A 15,556-nucleotide genomic window follows, 5' to 3' on the forward strand; every position below is an offset into this window, starting at 1 on the left:
CAAAACCTAATTCCCCAACCCCTTCCCTATAATGGCGAAGGGGAGAAGAAATTGACAATTACAAACCATTTGTCTTAGACAGAAATGATCGAAAACAAAAAAATATACTTTGCATCGGATGTACATTTAGGAGCTCCTGCTTTACGAAACAACCGTGAACGCGAAAAATTGTTTGTGCGATGGCTCGATCAGGTGAAGGATGATGCAGAAACCATCTATCTGATGGGAGATATTTTTGATTTTTGGTTTGAGTACAAACGTGCTGTGCCAAGAGGTTTTACTCGTGTACTGGGTAAGATTGCTGAAATTACTGATTCTGGAATTCCTGTACATTTCTTTACCGGCAACCACGACATTTGGGTGTTCGACTACTTACCAACCGAAATTGGTGTGATTGTACATCGGGATATTGTAAAAACCGAAATTAAAGGGAAAAAATTTTTCCTTGGACATGGTGATGGATTGGGCCCCTTCGACAAGAATTACAAACTACTGAAGAAGATATTTACCAGTCGTTTTTTGCAATGGTCATTTGCCCGTATTCATCCCAATTTATCAATTTGGCTGGCCCACAAATGGTCGGGACACAGCAGACTTAGAGATGGAAAAGTAGAGGCTGACAGCTTTAGAGGCATAGATAAAGAATGGCTTATTCTGTTTGCCAAAGATGAACTGAAAAAGGAACATTTCGACTACTTTGTTTTTGGACACCGGCACTGGCCATCTAATGTCGATTTAAACGGTAAAAGCCGATACATCAACACCGGCGATTGGGTAACTCATTTTACCTATGCTGTATTCGATGGAGAAAAAATGGAGCTTAAGGAATACGAAAAACCTAAAATTAACCACTAAGAACACAACATACTTTGTGGTTAAAAAAATAACATTCTCCACTTCACCTCAAAAACCAATGTAAAAACGCAGCATGCGTTACTACAAACAAAAAACTACAAAATGGAAATAGTATACATCGCAATCGGAATAATCTGTGGATTGGTTATTGCCTGGTTTATATACCGCAGAAAAGCAGGACAACAGTCGGCTTTGCATCGGGAAGAATTGCTGAAACAGGAAAACGCTTTTATTAACGAAAAGAGTGAACTTTCGCACAAACTGTCGGTTTTGGAAGAACGGGCCAATAATCTGCAAAAGGAGAAAACAGAAGTAAACGAAACGATGAATCTGGAGCGTCAGAAGAATGAGAACCTCACCCGCTCTGTTTCCATATCTGCCACCGAGCGAAAAAATTTAGAAGAACGCTTAACAACTCAAAAACAAGAGTTGGAAGAACTTCAGAAGAAATTCACTACCGAATTTGAAAATATTGCCACAAAAATACTAAAGGAAAACACCAAAGAATTTACGACCTCAAATCAAAAGAACATGAGTGACATCATGAGTCCGATTAAGGAAAAACTGATGTCGTTTGAGAAAAAAGTAGAGGAAACTTACGATAGGGAACTGCGTGATAAGATCAGCCTAAAGGAAGAGGTGAAAAAGCTTTACGATCTGAACTCCAAAATTAGTGATGAAGCCAACAACCTGACCAAAGCTTTAAAAGGTGATGTAAAAAAACAGGGAAATTGGGGTGAAGTGGTTCTGGAAAGAATCTTAGAGCGGTCGGGCTTAACCAAGGGTCAGGAATACGACCGCGAAGTGGTGATGCAAAACAGTGAAGGACAAACCATTCGTCCGGATGTGATCATTCATTTGCCGGAAGAGAAACACGTAATTGTTGATTCTAAAGTATCGCTGATTGCTTACGAACGATATGTAAATTCAATTGGTGATGTGGATGCCGAAAAGTTCCAAAAGGAACACATTGTTTCGATGAAAGCTCATGTAAAAGAATTGGCCGAGAAACATTACCAAAGCTCTGCAGCAATAAACTCGCCTGACTTTGTTCTCATGTTTATGCCGATTGAATCATCCTTTGCCATGGCGGTGCAATACGATCAGGAGCTTTTTAATTATGCGTGGGACAACAAAATTGTGATTGTGAGTCCATCGACATTGCTCGCAACCTTGCGTACCATTGCTTCGATCTGGAAACAGGAACAACAAAACCGAAATGTATTGGAAATTGCCAAGCAGGGAGGTTTGCTTTACGATAAATTTGTTGGTTTTGTTGAGGATATGATCAATTTAGGCAGACAAATGGACACTTCAAAAAAGACTTATGCTACCTCAATGAATAAGTTAACCGAAGGAAGTGGTAACCTTATTCGAAGAGCAGAAAACATTCGTGAGTTAGGCGCCAAAGTAAAAAAGAAACTGCCTCAATCGTTGATCGATAGAATTAACGATACGGAAGCAATTGCAGAATAATTACAAAACATACCTATTACTAAAAAAGGTCACGACATATCGTGACCTTTTTGTTTGCAGCAAAATATTATTGTTCCAGAAAGGATGTATAGTGTCGCTAAACTTAAAACCGGTTATCCGAACTGTCAGGGATTATTTCATTTGCTAATTATAATCAATACAAATAGACAATTGATCCATATTAAAAAAAACTTCTATTAACATTAATCCAATTTTATTTTGATAAATTCGCAAGGATTTACGTAAGATTGAATTTTTGCATAATAAATAACAAGATTAAACTCTAAATAAACCAAGTATGAATCATTTAAAATACCTCTTGCCAATTCTTTTGTTTTCTTCTTTTCAGCTTAGTGCTCAGGATAGAATTGTAAAAACCAATCAGGATACCATTGTATGCAAGGTTAAGGAAGTTTTAACCGATGAAGTAAAATACATCATCCCCGAAACCTCAAATGACATTCTGTTTGGAATCGATAAAAACGACATTCTGAAAATCATATTGGAAAACGGGAAAGAGCTGAGCTTTTCTCATTCTCTTTACGGAAAGGAAACCTATGAAAATCAGAAAAAACATGCCATTAAAGTAGATTTTCTGGCTCCCTTAACTGGAAACACAACATTATCATATGAAAAACTAATCCGACCTTCAAGAAGCTGGGAAGTTAGTTTGGGGATAATTGGTTTAGGTGTTGATAATGACGATGAGAATCCCCGAGGTGCTTTTGCGAAGTTTGGGATGAAATTTATAAAGAGTCCAGACTTTTATTTGAAAGGCATGCGTTATGCTCATGTTTTAAAAGGAACATATGTGAAACCTGAGATTGCCTTCTCTATCTATTCTCGTGAGTATGGCTATGATTATTATTACAATGGTTATTGGGGCAATAGTGAGGACAGAGAATCGAATTGGGCTGCGGCTTTCAATATTATTGTAGGAAAGCAATATGTTTTTAATGACATTTTTCTTTTGGATATGTATTTCGGTTTGGGCTATGGATTTAGTAAGGATAATGACTACGAATCCTATCATTATGGTTTTTCGGGTGCCAATTCGGATACACCACTGACTATAACGGCTGGTCTTAAAATTGGTATTTTGCTGAAATAAAAAAACTTCAATAATATTTAGCTAGGGTCACGATAGGTCGTGACCCTTTTTTATTCATGAACATGCTGAAAGCCCTACGATAGTTGACTTGTTTTGCAACAGGAGCAACATTTGAACAACAGGAGACTCAAATCGAGCTACAGGAGCATAGAAACATCCATCAGGCGTTCAAATTTGACATCAGGAATACCAAAACTTCTATCAGGAATATCAATTTGCCCGACAGGCATATGAAATTCTTGTTTTTGCATACCCATACTACCAAAGTCGGTTGTAATACTCCGAATATCACTCTCCTTTTTTGCGCTAAAAATAATGCCTTGTAAAATAATCAAGATGATTTTTTTGTTTAGGGATTATTGTTTTGTAGATTCATGGGCGGAAAACATATTAATGTACTTTATAAATAAGTTGCCATACTTTTTTATTTTAAATACTAAAATGATGATTGCTAAAATAAAGGAACAAAAAAATGGTAGAGGTAAGGCTGTAGTATTCTATAGAGAGGAAATTCTCAGAATCTTAATGAATGACTATGGCTATCGGTATGCTAAAGTTGGAAAGAAAAAATATTTCTTAAAACTGAAAGATAATGCGTATAAGGTAGTTCGAATCGATCATATAAGAAGAAAATTTGCTGATCACATAAAAGATAAATTTGAAAGCCTTGAAATTGATGGTAAAATAGAATGTAATGATTTTATTAATGAGTATTATAAACAAGAACCAATCAAACTTGACCTTTCACATGAAATATTTAGCGAGGATTTCCTATTGACAGAAAAAGAGGAACATGATTTGAAGCTTAAACTTGACGATGATTACTCTTTCAAGTATAGAAAAAAAGAAATTCTATCATTTTTAAAAAACGAAGATTTCACAGAAGTTGTTGAAATCAAAACTTTGAGTAAATACTATGCATTATTCTATAAGAAAACAGAAAAGAATAAGTTTTTAACTTTTAAAATAACAGAACATAAACATGCTAAACAGATAACAGTTGAATTTGGTAAAATTAAAGCTGTGACAATGAAGGAATTTCTCAAAAGGAAATCAGATGTGGTTAATATTAATTTAGATTTTAACTTAGATACGGATATTGAAAGCTACAAGCAAGAACTAAGGCCTAAAGAGAGCTAAAAAAACGAAATTATCATGGACGTTAATACGCAGTTTGAAAGTTTAGTGCAATTAATCCCGACGAATCGGGACCAGCAAGGCCGTTAAAACATCTCCATAAAGAAAGGACATGCCATGGCGTGTCCCTACGAATTATATTTTCCCCAAGGCCTCACCTATCTGCCCTTTTAATTTTTCGATATTCTCAATTCCTACCGATAATCGAATAACTCCCGGCAGTGGATATTTTGCGCCCCAAACAGGCTCTACCGGTAATAAAATGGTATCTGCTTCGCCCAATATGGTGTTTGATTGTAATAAACACCCCATAAATAAAACAATTAAAAGACATGAAAGGACTATTACATTTTTCTTTAATTTTAATAGCTCTAACATTTCTTGTTTCTTGTGAACGGGAACAAATGCAACAAAATACATAGAAAAATAAAACGTGCCACACACAAGCAAAAAACCATCCAAAATGGAAGAAAAACCTAGACTGTCAAGATTAACTGCTATATTAACTCAACTACAATCAAAACAGATTTTAACGGCCCGGGAAATTGCTAAAAAGCATAACGTAAGCATCCGGACTATATATCGGGATATTAGAACACTTGAAAATTCTGGAATCCCAATAATTACAGAAGAAGGAAAAGGCTATTCCCTAATGCAGGGATTCAATCTTCCCCCTGTAATGTTTACAGAAAAAGAAGCAAATGCCTTAATAACAGCTGAACAACTAATAGTAAGAAACAAAGACAAATCTTTTACCGAGGAATATCAAAATGCTGTTTCTAAAATAAAATCGATTTTACGATACTCTCAAAAAGAAAAGATTGAGTTTTTATCTGAAAGAATATTTTTCAGGAATAATCCGGAAAGTCAGAAAACAAGTGATTATTTAATGACCATTCAATCAGCAATTACAAATTCTAATCTTATAAAAATTGAATATAAATCTTTGCAAGGAGAATTTACAAAACGAACAATTGAACCATTTGCAATATACAGCACCCAAGAAAACTGGCTGTTAATTGCTATCTGTCAGTTAAGAAATGATTTTAGAGTTTTTCGACTTGACCGTATTCAGAAATTAATTGTTCAAAACGAGCATTTCGAACCTCAAAAAATGACACTTCAAGAATATTTTGAAATTTGCAGAGAAAAATACATGACACCCCCTGACACACCTTTGTCATAGCCTGCATTTACTTTTGTAACATTACAAATCATAAAAAATAAGAATATGAAACGTCCATGCCTAAGCAATCTTGACACACAGGGAGATGATTATCTAAGCACGGTAAGTTCCATATGACAATTAAAAAACAAATTATAATCATATGAAAAAGGTAAGTGTTAACGCATTTAAAGTAATCGGTATTTCAGTAAGAACTACAAACGAAAACGAACAAGCGGCAACAGACATTGGAGCGTTGTGGAACAAGTTTATGACGGAAGGAATTCTTGAGAAAATACCGAACAAAATTGACAATACAATTTATTCAATCTATACAGAATACGAAAGCGACCATACAAGACCGTACACAACAGTTTTAGGTTGCAAAGTTGAAAATCTAAATAAAATACCCAACGGAATGGTTGGTAAATCATTTGAAGGCGGAAAATATATTAAAATATCAGCCAAAGGAGATTTAACAAAAGGATTAATTGTAAATGAATGGACAAAAATATGGGGAATGGATTTAGATCGGGTTTATACTGCAGATTTTGAAGTGTTTGGAGAAAAATCACAAAACCCAAATGATGCAACAATAGACTTTTTAATTGCTGTAAAATAACATCTGAAAAAATATGATTCGAGAAACTAATAATTATTATTTAAACAAGAAAGAACCGAACAAAAGTTGCTTACTTGCTTTGAGAAAGATTATTCTTACACAAGATGATAACATTACAGAGACAACGAAATGGGGAATGCCTTGCTTTTGCTACAAGAAAAGAATGTTCTGTTACCTTTGGACTGACAAGAAAACAGATGAGCCTTATATTCTTATGGTTGAAGGAAAACACTTGACCCATCCTGAATTAGAAGAAGGAAGTCGTTCCCGAATGAAAATTTTTAGAGTAAACCCGAATGAAGACCTGCCTGTTAATTTTATTGAATTATTATTAAATGACGCTTTAGATTTATATAGAAATGGAACTATAAAAACTAAATAATACCAATTAGGAGCTAAATAGTAAAAACTGTAAGTCCTTACTATTTAATACCAAACTAACATCAAAACTGATTTTATAAAATGTTTCATTTCAACTATATCTTCGTTAAAAAAAGATGCAACGTAACCCGGCTATGTTATTCTCTTTTGCCTTGATCTAAGTAAAAATAATTTTATTTAAAGATACTTTTGAAATTAAATTGGCATATCACAAACCATTAAATAGATATCTAAAATAAAGGGACACGCCATGGCGTGTCCCTACGGATTACATTTTCCCCAAGGCCTCTCCTATCCAGCCTTTTAATTTTTCGATATTCTCAATTCCTACCGATAATCGAATAACTCCCGGCAAGAGATATTTTGCGCCCCAAACAGGCTCTGCCAGTAATAAAATGGTATCTACTTCGCCCAATGTTGGTCCCAATGGAATTGTTTCCTCCAGAGACGTTATTAAAAGAGGAATGTCCCCTAAAAGAACATTCCTCGCATTCAATTAAATTTTCTTTCCTATATAAAATACATAGCCGTAAAATTCTTTGTGTTTGTAATACAGTTGCATTTCATGCCGTTGATTTGCGATGAAACCTTCGGCGGCCTTATTGCCCGCATGCTTTTTCAAGAACTCTTCCTGAACTACGTCCTGTAATTCGTAAAAGTGTTTGATCCAACATTCATCAGGTAGAATAAATGAAGCTACTGGAACATATCCCGCCTCCTGCATTTGTTTCACTTTATTTGGAATGGTGTCTATTCCAGGATAAGCATCCTCCCAAAATTCTTCGATCTCAGCTGGTCGTTCATCTGTAAACCATGATGCTTCTGAAACGGCAACGTACCCTCCTTTTTTTAAAAATTTACGCCATTCCCTAAGTCCACGTTCAAAACCGATATTATAAATGGCTCCTTCTGACCAAATCAAGTCCATTTCTTCTTGCTGAAAAGGGAGATCATCCATAGAAGCTACAATCCCTTTTACACGATCCTGAAGATTGAGTTTACTGGCATTCGAATTGAACAGATCAATAAAAGTGGGAAAAAGATCTATTCCTCTTACATTTCCTGATGCATTCTGAGCCAAAACCATTGTTTGACCACCAGTTCCGCAACCAATATCAACAATATTGGATTCTTCAGTAAGATTGTCAATAAAACTTAGTGCTTTAGTTGTAATTTCAGGACTACCTGGCCCTTGTCTTTCTAAACCTGAATAATACTCGCAAATTATATTAAGGTCGAACTCGTGAATTGATTTAATTTCGTCACCCATGATGTTTAAATTTATTGTGCTGAAAGTAATGACATAAGAAGATAATACATCTCTTGCCAAACTTCAAGCTCTTGTTACTATATAGATATGAAAATACCCCAGACATGATTATGTCTGAGTTAAAATAAAAGGATAACCCCAGGCTGAGAACCTCAGGTTATTTACCCCACCAAATCCTTCTTACATTTAAACATCAAATAATTTTAGTACGATAAAGATAGTGATTCTTATAAATTATCTAAAGCTTCACCAATCCAGCCTTTTAATTTTTCGATATTTTCAATTCCTACCGATAATCGAATAACGCCAGGCAAGGGATATTTTGCCCCCCAAACAGGTTCTACAGGTAATAAAATAGTATCTACTTCACCCAATGTTGGTACCAATGGAATTGTATCTTCCAAAGCTGCGATAAAGCGATTGCATTTCTCTCTTTTATCCTCATCGGAAGTTCCTTTGATATCAAAAGTTAACATGCCGCCAAAACCTTTATCGCCAAACAAAGCCACAGCTTCTTTTCGGGTTGGATGAGATTCCAGTCCTGGATACAAAACCTCTCCTATTTTTGGATGATTTTCTAAATATTCAGCCAATTCCATTGCATTTTCGCAATGCTTCCGGAAACGCAATTCGAAACTTTTTACCTGCGTTCCCAATCGGTAAGCATCATCCGGACTTAAGAAATGACCTGCCCATTTTCGGTATTCAATGGCTTCCTTCATCAGCTCCTCATCGTTACCGCAAATAACCCCGGCGGTAATATTTCCATGTCCGCTCAGGTATTTTGTTGCTGAATGAATCACCAGATCAGCTCCATCTAAAAGTGGTTTCCACAAGTAAGGGGTTCCAAATGTATTGTCTACAATTATCTTGGCACTGTATTGCTTCGCCAATTCCATAATACGTTTTACATCGGCAACAATCAGCATGGGATTCGAAACGGCTTCGAAATACAAAAACTCTGGTTGAATTTCGGCCAGCATGCGCTCCAATTCCACAAAATCGTACAGCCCCTCTTTCGCATAAAAGCGGTGTACATCCAAATTTCGGCGCTTGATCAACACCGTATCGATAAATGAATTGGTTCCGCCGTAAATCTCATGAAAAAATAACCAGGGACGGGTTGCTGCTCCTTTCTGAAAAACAGAAACTGCAACATCAATGGCCGCCATTCCTGTTTCCACCAACAAAGCCCAATTGCATTCTTCCAATTCCATAATCTGCTTCTCGACGGCTACCACAGTCGGGTTACGATATCGGGAATAGATATAATCATCAGGTTCGTGCGCATGATTCAATTCAGCAGCAAAAGCTTCTTGGGTTCGCTTCGAATTTTGCAGATTAAAGCCAGCTTCGCGGTAAAGCGGCGTATGCGATGCGTTGATTTCTTTTTTCTTCATTGTATTGTGGTTTGACGTATGTTATTTAAATTTTCACTCAAGCCGTTGGGCTTTTTCTTTTTGCTTAGATCAAAAAGTAAACAAAAAATCAAGTCTGCCTGATCCTGATCTGCTCTCTGAGCTTAGAATATTTTCACGCCTGACGGCAGGCTGACAAGTCACGCATTAATACGTAATATCCTTACTAAATTACCCATATCCTGAAAAGGATTTTCCAAATTGGGTAACATTTTTTTTAAGCCACTTTAGGGGTTTGGGGTAATAAAACTTTAAAATACCCCTCTGTCCTTCGGACATCTCCCCTTAAAGGGAGAACGCTCAACAATTGCAATTATGCAGTTCCTTTCTCCTTAAGTAAGTCATTTAACTCACCCATTGGTGTTACAATATCCGATTCGTGATAAAATTCCGATCTGTCGATTATTTCTCCTGCAAAAATAATGATCAGAGAAATTGGTAAAACCATTACCATTTCAAGATCCAATAATATATAGGGCAGCAATAAACAAAGAATTCTCACCAATGAGAGTATCGGAAAATACTTGATTCCTTTTTTCTTTAATACAGTTTTTCTCCAAAAGTATAAACTTCCTTTTGTAAGGATAATTAATTCAACTAGAATTGAAACTTCTTGTAACCAGGCAAATAACAGAACAGCTGTTAAACTCACCATTCCCGAATGTAAAACCAATTCATCTCTTCGCTTCAGGAATTTGTAGACCATATCTACCGAGATCAGACTGAAAATTCCAAAAGCAAAAGCAACAAAGCCGACATAACTATTATCTGTTACCAATTGCAATCCTGTTAATCCCAAAAAGGCAGAGAAAGAAAATATCTCACGACTCAGCCACGATCCTTTCAGATTCAAAATGAACCGCCACATGCGTAATTTCTTACCAATGTGCAGAGATGTTAGTGCAATTGCCAGTACAGAGACAATCGCAAAAGGAATCAATGACATTTCAACTTTTCCAAACAAATGAGCCGCCTGCCAACTTACCAATCCGGCAACAGCCAAAGTAAAAAGCACCAAGGTCCATTCTTTATCGAGAGAAACTTTCGATTCCGCTTTTGGCAGATAGCTTTCCAACTTCTCACTGCTAATTTCCACCGCATCTAAATTTTCAATGGCTGGTGTTGTATGCTCTTCGCGCAAGGGAATCATCTGAATGGATGGTTTGATACCAATGTTGACAAAACCCGGGGTGATATAATCTTCTTCAGTTATTTCTTTCTGTCCGAATTCCAAGGCGCCAACCGGACAAGCCTCAACACAGGCCGGACGTTTCCCTTCTGAAATTCGATCGACACAAAAATTGCATTTCTCTACAATCTTAGTGCTTTCATTAAATTTTGGGGCATCGTACGGACAAGCCCAGGTGCAGTATTTACAGCCAATACAGGCTTCGGCATGATGAATAATGGCTCCTGTTTTTTCATCGCGGGTATATGCCAGCGCCGGACAATTTTTCATACAAGGTGCATCTTCACAATGATTGCAGGCCAAGGAAAAATGAAAGACCGGCAGACTTGGATGCTTCAAATTGTTGTGGCAGTTTACCTTGCGCCAATTTACTTGTAAACCGGTGCCGTTTTCTATACTGCAACCGGCAACACAAGCCATACAGCCAACACATTTATTCGTATTAAATATGAATGCATTCTTTTCCATATTATTTTACTTCCATTTTATAGTAAAAGATCCTTATATTTCGTCGCATACAGCAACACATCCATTATTAAGCTTTACCATTGCGACGATTGATTTACACCTACTATATACCACGGGTTTCACCCATGGTTATTCATGTTGAATCCCTCTGGGATATTTTAAACAATTATCAACTTTAGGAACTTTTTATTAATTCATAATCAATATTGTCCTAATTGATTTTAACAATTGGGCTTTCCGCCCAAACCCGACATCATTTCTTGTCTTGAAACAAGAAACGAAGCAAAGAAATTCAAGGCTGCTTTTTAAAAAACTTCCTCATTTAATTCAAACCTAAGTGCGTACGGGCGATCTTCGAACAAGTTCTCAGCTTCCCGGTCTTACTAAAGGTTTGAACTAAAACGAAAGCTCTTTAAAAAAGATGCCAATCAAATACCTAACTTAAATTGTACCCCTTAAGATTATCACGAGCTGTAAGTTTTTATAAAAGAAGTAATTAATACTTATTCTCAAAAAACGTTTAGGACGCAATTGATTCATAATTACTAATTCTTAATTCTCTTAATATCTACCCACGTATTGTGAAAGGCAGTTCCGTGCCCAATATCTGTTTCTTTTCCTGTGGTGAATAGGTTTGGTGCGGCACCATTTATGGCCCAATGTCCGTTGGTGAGAACCACATTTCCCTGTCGCAAGCCCAAATCGAATTGTACTCTTACTTCCGATCTTCCCTGATGATTGTAAATCTCAACCTTCTCCCTGTTTGCAATCCCTTTTGCTTCAGCATCCAGCGGATGAACGTACAAATAAGCTTCCGGTTCGAATTGTTTGATGACCTCCAAATTTCCAAACTGAGAGTGAATTCTGTTCTTGGAATTGGGTGAAATCAACTGCAAAGGAAACTCATTTTGAACCGGCAAGGGCACATATTCCGGCAGTGGATCGATTCCCCACAGCTCCTTGGCTTGTTCGCTGTACAATTCTATTTTACCCGATGGAGTCGGGAACTGATGATCTGCAAAGGGAATCTCCTCGAAAGAATTGGCCAATTGCGGCCCCTTTTTCAATGCCTCTAAACTCAATTCCGGAAAATTTGTTAAGAATCCATTCAAATATTCTTCAATGGCTTCATCGGTTGGTTCCGGAATGTTTTTGCTGATTACCGCCTCATCCATTCCCAAACGCTTGGCCAACAGGTAATAGATTTCTGTTTCGGGCTTCACTTCTCCGGCAGGCTCCAGTACTTTTTGTTTCAGCTGTACATACGGATTCCAATACGAACCTATGATATCCGATTGCTCGAACATGTTCTTGGCCGGTAAAATAAGGTCTGCCTCGTAAGCCGTATCGGTCATGAATTGCTCTACCACCACACGAAATTCTGCTTTGCGAAATGCCTTGCGAATGGAATTGGTATCCGGATTTTGCGAAAGAGGATTCCCTCTCTCCACCCAAATGAATTTCACTTCCGGATCTTTGATATTCAGTAAATCTTCTCCCAATTTGGCTACGGATATTTTTCTGCGGAAACTAGGATGTTCACAACCCGGAAAGTAGGATTCCGGCTCTTTTAGATCATCGAAAACATAGCTTTGCAAATTGGCATAATGCCAACAGCCGCCTTTCCTGCCAATGTTTCCTGTTATCACCGAAAGGGCCAATAAACAGCGGGTTGTCTGACCGCCGTTTTCGTATCGCTGCAAGCCATAACCCGGAATCAGAGTCATGGGTTTAATCGTTCCAATCTGCCTGGCCAGGTTGCGAATGGCATCTTCCGAGATTCGGCAAATCTGCGATACCTTTTCTATGGTGTAAGCTTCTACCCGCTTTTTGAACGGCTCGAAACCCAATACATTATTCTCTATAAATTCGTGATCGATCCAATCATTTTTGATGATTTCCCGCGCCAATCCCAAGGCCAAGGCCGCATCTGTTCCCGATTTTACCTGAAACAAAGAGTTGGCCCGTTCGGTAGATGGCGTTCTTCTGGGATCGATAACTACAAATTTCGCCCCTTTTTCCTGAGCTTTTTCGATAGGGATCATCTCCTGAATGTTCGTCTCAGCAGGATTCTTTCCCCACAAAACAATCAGCTTGGCATGTTCTAAATCCCAGGGAGCATTGTGTTTGTTGGCTCCCATAGTCAATCGGGTTGCCTCCAGTCCCGCAGGCCAACACAAATTACCATAGGTGGTTGTAGCTCCTCCGAATAATTTCCAGAAGTTGGTACTAACCCCATTCAACAATCCTGACATACCGCTTGATGCAAAATACAGGATGGAATGAGAACCGAAATTATCTTTGCAATGAGTCAGTTTTTCAGCAATGGTATCCAAAGCTTCCTCCCAGGAAATTCGTTCGTATTTACCTTCTGCCACCCGCTTTTGCGGGTACAATATTCTCGATTTGGAATTCGCCCGCTCGACATAAGCCAGGCCTTTAATGCAAGGGCCTTCGGGTGTTGCCCGATTTTCAGTATGGGGTTCAATGCCTGTGACTGTATTGTTTTCTACCCGAACTTTTATGCTGCAGGTGCTGTAACAATTTCGCGGACAGGCAGAGGATATTAACTTCATGAGAGTGGATCGTTAAATTTGCCGAAAAATTACTCAAAAAATTGATGAAATCCTTATATCAAGAATCCTCTGACTGAAGCCAAAGGCAAAGAATGAATTTACAGATGATCTAGATTCATCAGTTGTCCCCTGCTTTAGCTGGGGCAATGCATTCAATACATCTTTTAAATCGTTTAATTGCTGCAAATTGAACCTGATACTTTTCGTCGCGGAACAATATTCTTCCTCCTATCAACCAATCAGTCGCGACGGATTTCCATTATCGAAACCATCCCGGGGCGTTGCCCCGTGCTATTTTATATATGCCCTTCAGGCAATTCAATTATTATTTTGTCGAAAAACGTAGGGTCATGACGATGTTAATTCAAATTCAATCGTATAAACCAATCATATCGACAAACAAAACGGACACGACATGTCGTGTCCCTACACAATACATTCAAATTATATTAGGCCTCAACCAACATTTCTGCTTTCACAATCTCCGCCAAACGTTTTACACCTTCAATGGCTTTTTCGTTGTTCACGTATGAGAAATTTAGGCGCATGGTATTGTGTCCGCCACCATCGCAATAGAATACATTTCCGGCAACAAAGGCTACCTTTTTCTCTATGGCTTTGTGGAAAAGATCCAAAGCTTCCATATGTTCCGGCAAAGTAATGAACAGGAACATGCCTCCTTCCGGACGCGTCCACTTCACACCTTCGGGCATGTATTTTTCCAACTGCTCCAGCATCACATCCCTGCGCTGATGATACAGATCGATCGTTTTCTGCAGGTTGGTTTCGAACAAACCCGATTTCATGTAGCCAATGGCAATTTTCTGTACGAAAGTTGGTGTACACAAATCTGCTGATTGCTTGGCAATCACAATTTTCTCATTCACATCTTTTGGTCCTAAAACCCATCCAATACGAAATCCCGGTGCAAATATTTTTGAGAATGTTCCCAAAGTCAACACATGATCATCATTGTCCAAGTCATACATTAAACGTTGATGTTTCCCCTCGAACCGTACTTCGCGGTACGGACAATCTTCTACAATCAGCACATCGTATTGATGAGCCAATGCAATAATCTCCAAACGGCGCGATTCGGGCATGGTAATTCCTGTTGGATTTTGGAAATCAGGAATTACATAAATAAACTTTGGCTTGATACCCTGCTGCTTTAGTTCTTCCAGTTTGGCTTCGAGAAGTTCGGCACTCATGCCATGCTCATCCATTGGCACACCTGCCATTTTTGCGCCGTAAGCCTGAAATGCACCAATCCCGCCCAAGTAAGAAGGCAGACCACAGATCACAACATCACCTTGGTTCACAAAAACTTTTCCTACCAGATCCAGTCCTTGCTGCGATCCGGTGGTAATAATCATATTATCCAAAGAACATTCTACACCTTCATCCTGATACTTTTTTAAAAGCAATTCTCTTAGCTCAGTAACGCCTTCGGTAGCATCGTACTGCAACACGGCAGCTCCTTCTTCGCGTAACATAGTCGAAACAATGCTGTCCAATGCATCAACAGGAAAAGATTCTGCTGCCGGCAATCCGCCTGCAAAAGAGATAATTTCCGGATTTTGTGTCAATTTCAAAATCTCACGAATGGCTGATCGTTTGTTGTTATTGCTGATTTGAGAAAAGGTTCCTTTTAAATCGCTGATCATGATTGTTTATTTTAGTTCTGTTTGTTGTTTTTGCTTTGCATATTACTGAGAGTCTCACTTAAAGTGAAGCCCTCAGTTTTGCCTTAGTTGTTTTTTCTGTACCGGGATAAAAACACCCCTCTGTCCTTCGTCCCGAATTTCGGGAGCCCCTCAAGAAGGGAGAATTTCAATTTCTTAAACCCTATTCCAATTCTGGAATCTTATTACTGAGAGTCTCACTT

15 protein-coding genes are annotated in these 15,556 nt (G+C 38.1%); 7 read left to right on the forward strand and 8 right to left on the reverse strand.

Going from position 1 to position 15,556, the window contains the following annotated elements; translation table 11 throughout:
• The first annotated feature begins 84 nt into the window (after positions 1-84).
• The 3 genes from ACY0M5_RS00900 to ACY0M5_RS00910 all read left to right on the forward strand — a co-directional run bounded on the left by ACY0M5_RS00900 (position 85) and on the right by ACY0M5_RS00910 (position 3,442).
• Complete coding sequence (locus ACY0M5_RS00900) at positions 85-855, forward strand: UDP-2,3-diacylglucosamine diphosphatase (RefSeq protein ID WP_124992609.1); 771 nt, start codon at positions 85-87, stop codon at positions 853-855.
• 102 nt (positions 856-957) lie between these two features.
• Positions 958-2,331 (forward strand): DNA recombination protein RmuC, encoded by a 1,374-nt coding sequence (locus ACY0M5_RS00905; RefSeq protein ID WP_461630505.1) that lies wholly within the window; start codon positions 958-960, stop codon positions 2,329-2,331.
• Between the two features lie 298 nt (positions 2,332-2,629).
• Positions 2,630-3,442: a hypothetical protein gene (locus ACY0M5_RS00910; RefSeq protein WP_461630506.1), complete on the forward strand. Its 813-nt coding sequence runs from the start codon at positions 2,630-2,632 to the stop codon at positions 3,440-3,442.
• A gap of 137 nt (positions 3,443-3,579) precedes the next feature.
• On the opposite strand, the gene ACY0M5_RS00915 is transcribed toward ACY0M5_RS00910, so the two are convergent.
• On the reverse strand, positions 3,580-3,777 hold the full coding sequence (locus ACY0M5_RS00915; protein WP_461630507.1) for a hypothetical protein: 198 nt from the start codon (positions 3,775-3,777) through the stop codon (positions 3,580-3,582).
• A 109-nt stretch (positions 3,778-3,886) separates the two neighbouring features.
• On the opposite strand from ACY0M5_RS00915, the gene ACY0M5_RS00920 reads away from it, so the two are divergent.
• Positions 3,887-4,582, forward strand: coding sequence for a hypothetical protein (locus ACY0M5_RS00920; RefSeq protein ID WP_156197277.1), 696 nt, complete (start codon positions 3,887-3,889; stop codon positions 4,580-4,582).
• A 132-nt stretch (positions 4,583-4,714) separates the two neighbouring features.
• Here ACY0M5_RS00920 and ACY0M5_RS00925 read toward each other — a convergent pair whose 3' ends face one another.
• Positions 4,715-4,891, reverse strand: coding sequence for a hypothetical protein (locus tag ACY0M5_RS00925; RefSeq protein ID WP_461630508.1), 177 nt, complete (start codon positions 4,889-4,891; stop codon positions 4,715-4,717).
• 151 nt (positions 4,892-5,042) lie between these two features.
• On the opposite strand from ACY0M5_RS00925, the gene ACY0M5_RS00930 reads away from it, so the two are divergent.
• The 3 genes from ACY0M5_RS00930 (at position 5,043) to ACY0M5_RS00940 (ending at position 6,748) form a co-directional block, all read left to right on the forward strand.
• Positions 5,043-5,765, forward strand: a complete 723-nt coding sequence (locus tag ACY0M5_RS00930) for a helix-turn-helix transcriptional regulator (RefSeq protein ID WP_124992612.1) — start codon at positions 5,043-5,045, stop codon at positions 5,763-5,765.
• Between the two features lie 142 nt (positions 5,766-5,907).
• Positions 5,908-6,366, forward strand: coding sequence for a GyrI-like domain-containing protein (locus ACY0M5_RS00935; protein ID WP_461630509.1), 459 nt, complete (start codon positions 5,908-5,910; stop codon positions 6,364-6,366).
• Positions 6,367-6,379: 13 nt separating this feature from the next.
• Entirely contained in the window at positions 6,380-6,748 is a 369-nt protein-coding gene (locus ACY0M5_RS00940; RefSeq protein WP_156197273.1) for a DUF1801 domain-containing protein, read from the forward strand.
• Positions 6,749-7,015: 267 nt separating this feature from the next.
• Here ACY0M5_RS00940 and ACY0M5_RS00945 read toward each other — a convergent pair whose 3' ends face one another.
• From ACY0M5_RS00945 to ACY0M5_RS00970, 6 genes are all read right to left on the reverse strand, one after another.
• Positions 7,016-7,243 carry a hypothetical protein gene (locus ACY0M5_RS00945; protein ID WP_461630510.1) on the reverse strand — a complete coding sequence of 76 codons (228 nt, stop codon included), beginning with the start codon at positions 7,241-7,243 and terminating at the stop codon, positions 7,016-7,018.
• A complete protein-coding gene (locus ACY0M5_RS00950) occupies positions 7,244-8,017 on the reverse strand; it encodes a class I SAM-dependent methyltransferase (protein WP_461630511.1) in 774 nt (257 codons plus the stop codon).
• 227 nt (positions 8,018-8,244) lie between these two features.
• Positions 8,245-9,417 carry a trans-sulfuration enzyme family protein gene (locus ACY0M5_RS00955; RefSeq protein WP_461630512.1) on the reverse strand — a complete coding sequence of 391 codons (1,173 nt, stop codon included), beginning with the start codon at positions 9,415-9,417 and terminating at the stop codon, positions 8,245-8,247.
• A gap of 331 nt (positions 9,418-9,748) precedes the next feature.
• A complete protein-coding gene (locus tag ACY0M5_RS00960) occupies positions 9,749-11,092 on the reverse strand; it encodes a 4Fe-4S dicluster domain-containing protein (protein ID WP_461630513.1) in 1,344 nt (447 codons plus the stop codon).
• 545 nt (positions 11,093-11,637) lie between these two features.
• Positions 11,638-13,668, reverse strand: a complete 2,031-nt coding sequence (locus ACY0M5_RS00965; RefSeq protein WP_461630514.1) for a molybdopterin-containing oxidoreductase family protein — start codon at positions 13,666-13,668, stop codon at positions 11,638-11,640.
• Positions 13,669-14,117: 449 nt separating this feature from the next.
• On the reverse strand, positions 14,118-15,335 hold the full coding sequence (locus ACY0M5_RS00970; RefSeq protein ID WP_461630515.1) for an aminotransferase-like domain-containing protein: 1,218 nt from the start codon (positions 15,333-15,335) through the stop codon (positions 14,118-14,120).
• Between the last annotated feature and the right edge of the window lie 221 nt (positions 15,336-15,556).

The organism is Labilibaculum euxinicum (assembly GCF_963678175.1).
In the GTDB taxonomy this organism is placed as follows: Bacteria; Bacteroidota; Bacteroidia; order Bacteroidales; family Marinifilaceae; genus Labilibaculum; species Labilibaculum euxinus.

Bases quoted from the DNA above. Each gene is read 5' to 3' on its own strand.
- ACY0M5_RS00900 (WP_124992609.1), top strand. From the start codon at position 85: ATGATCGAAAACAAAAAAATATACTTTGCATCGGATGTACATTTAGGA.
- ACY0M5_RS00905 (WP_461630505.1), top strand. From the start codon at position 958: ATGGAAATAGTATACATCGCAATCGGAATAATCTGTGGATTGGTTATT.
- ACY0M5_RS00910 (WP_461630506.1), top strand. From the start codon at position 2,630: ATGAATCATTTAAAATACCTCTTGCCAATTCTTTTGTTTTCTTCTTTT.
- ACY0M5_RS00920 (WP_156197277.1), top strand. From the start codon at position 3,887: ATGATTGCTAAAATAAAGGAACAAAAAAATGGTAGAGGTAAGGCTGTA.
- ACY0M5_RS00925 (WP_461630508.1), bottom strand. From the start codon at position 4,891: ATGGGGTGTTTATTACAATCAAACACCATATTGGGCGAAGCAGATACC.
- ACY0M5_RS00930 (WP_124992612.1), top strand. From the start codon at position 5,043: ATGGAAGAAAAACCTAGACTGTCAAGATTAACTGCTATATTAACTCAA.
- ACY0M5_RS00935 (WP_461630509.1), top strand. From the start codon at position 5,908: ATGAAAAAGGTAAGTGTTAACGCATTTAAAGTAATCGGTATTTCAGTA.
- ACY0M5_RS00940 (WP_156197273.1), top strand. From the start codon at position 6,380: ATGATTCGAGAAACTAATAATTATTATTTAAACAAGAAAGAACCGAAC.
- ACY0M5_RS00950 (WP_461630511.1), bottom strand. From the start codon at position 8,017: ATGGGTGACGAAATTAAATCAATTCACGAGTTCGACCTTAATATAATT.
- ACY0M5_RS00955 (WP_461630512.1), bottom strand. From the start codon at position 9,417: ATGAAGAAAAAAGAAATCAACGCATCGCATACGCCGCTTTACCGCGAA.
- ACY0M5_RS00960 (WP_461630513.1), bottom strand. From the start codon at position 11,092: ATGGAAAAGAATGCATTCATATTTAATACGAATAAATGTGTTGGCTGT.
- ACY0M5_RS00965 (WP_461630514.1), bottom strand. From the start codon at position 13,668: ATGAAGTTAATATCCTCTGCCTGTCCGCGAAATTGTTACAGCACCTGC.
- ACY0M5_RS00970 (WP_461630515.1), bottom strand. From the start codon at position 15,335: ATGATCAGCGATTTAAAAGGAACCTTTTCTCAAATCAGCAATAACAAC.